Genomic DNA, 2,021 nt, shown 5'->3' with positions numbered 1-2,021 from the left:
AAGCCATTTCGACGTCCCTTCGGGATTTGATCGATTTTGTCCATTGCGTCGTCGGCAAGTCTTGAAATATCGACATATTCCCGCGCCTTGCCTCCTCGCACTGAACAAAATCGCTTCAAACCTCGATCGCGCAATTAATGGATCCTGACCCTAGAGCGTGATGACTTGAGGTTGACTCATATTTCCGTTCGTGTCGAGCGAAGTCGAGACACCCGTCGGAACAGCGCAAGGCCGACAGGTGTCTCGACTTCGACCAAAGGTCGAAGTTTATCCTGAGCGCCTGCCAAGGCAGTCGAAGGGCTCGACACGAACGGATCAAACTAATGTCCTCCCGCTCTAGCCAGCGAGCTGGCAAGTCTCGCTGCCTCCCCATCAAGGGGGAGGTGGAGATCAGCCGAAATTGACGTCGACCACCCGGCCGCCCCGATAGCTGCAACCAAAGCTGCTCACCTCGCCGCCAAGGCGCGAGGCGGTGCCCGTCACGTACCAGCCGCCATTGTTCGGCTCGGTCCCGGTGATGCTGTCGACGCGCGCATCGTCGCCCATCTCGCCCTCGACCGCCCAGCTGCACGCGTCGGCGGCACGGCCCTCGGCCTCGCCGCGACCATAAGCGCCTTCGCCGCGACCATAGGCGCCTTCGCCGCGATCATAGGCGCCGGGCGTGACGTCATCCTGCGCATCGGGTTCGTAACGCGGCACCTCTTGCCGCTGATCGTCGCCGCGATAGGGCGGCTCGTAACGATAGTCGGGCGCGCGCTCGCGCTTGTCCTTGCCCACCGAACTCGCGATCGCGGCGATCGCGCCGATGACGAACAGCCCGCCGAGCACCTCGCCGGTGCTGATATGGTCGCGGTCGCGATACCCCCAGCCGCCATGATGGCGCCCGCGCGCTTCGGCGGGCACCGCGCTCAGCCCGACCGAGGTCAGGACGATCGCCGCCGCGGTGGTGAGGCTGGTCAATTTACGCATCGAGGATAACTCCCCTTGGGGCGGGCTCAGGATGGTCCAGCCCGCAATATCACCGCCCTACGCGCGCGATGCTTTCGCGCCGCTGAACCGGGGCGGCTGGGCGATGAGGCGCGTTTCGCAAACCGGGGATAATGGCATCCCCCGGCGGCCGCCGTTCGACGCCGCAGGGCGGAATGACCGGTAAGGGGTGGGAAGCGGACATAGTCAGTTCCTCCCCGGAACGGGGAGGTGGCAGCCCGCAGGGCTGACGGAGGGGTCGAAACCTCTCGTCAAGACGCACCGTCCCGACCCCTCCGTCAGCGCTGCGCCTTTGGCGCAGTTTATCCTGAGCGCCTGCAAGGCAGTCGAAGGGCGCTGCCACCTCCCCATCGCTGCGCGACAGGGAGGATCATAGGTCCGTAATCGAGAGACGAAAAATCTTCCCCTCTGCGATCTCTGCGCCTCTGCGCGAATCTCATAACAGCCTGACGGCCGAAACCGGTCGTTTCAAAGAAACGGAAAAGGCCCGCCATCCGGTGGGATGACGGGCCTTGGGACCAGTTACAAGTGACCAGACCTGTTCCCGGGTATCAGCAGGCGCAGCGCGGCACGGCCTTGGGCCGCGGCTTCCACTTCTTTTTCGCGACATAGCGTTTGCGCACCGGCACATTTTCATAATAGGTGCGCGTGCTCGTCTCGACCCTTTCGGTCACGACCGGCGCGCCGTTGATGATCGTCGTGACGACGACGCCCGGCGTGTAAAAACCGTAGCCATATCCGTATCCGCCATGCTGGTAGGTCGTCGAATAGCCGCCGGGATAATAGCCGCCCTGCTGGTAACCGCCCTGGTAATAAGCGCCGCGGCTCGCCCAATATTCGTCGCACTTCTTCCTGTCCGACGCATTGCCGATCGCCGAGCCCGCCAGCGCGCCGAGCCCGCCGCCGATCAGCGTGCCCGCGGTGCGGTCGCCGCGCCCGGCTATGCGGTTGCCGGCGATGCCCCCCACGAGCCCGCCGACAACCGCGCCGCCCACTGTGCCCCCCCGGCCACAGCGGCGTTCCATTTCCGCTTC

At 64.5% G+C, this 2,021-nt stretch carries 2 protein-coding genes; both read right to left on the bottom strand.

What is annotated here, in order from left to right; translation table 11 throughout:
- Positions 1-390 precede the first annotated feature (390 nt).
- Positions 391-969 carry a hypothetical protein gene (locus tag VJ811_RS05920; RefSeq protein ID WP_324071345.1) on the bottom strand — a complete coding sequence of 193 codons (579 nt, stop codon included), beginning with the start codon at positions 967-969 and terminating at the stop codon, positions 391-393.
- A gap of 569 nt (positions 970-1,538) precedes the next feature.
- Positions 1,539-2,021: glycine zipper 2TM domain-containing protein (locus tag VJ811_RS05915; RefSeq protein WP_324071344.1), on the bottom strand; the 483-nt coding region annotated here is incomplete at its 5' end.

It is taken from the genome of Sphingopyxis sp., from assembly GCF_035250425.1.
Lineage (GTDB): Bacteria > Pseudomonadota > Alphaproteobacteria > Sphingomonadales > Sphingomonadaceae > Sphingopyxis.
The sequence above is the reverse complement of the archived record's forward strand: the minus strand, read 5'-3'. Positions and strand labels throughout refer to the sequence as shown.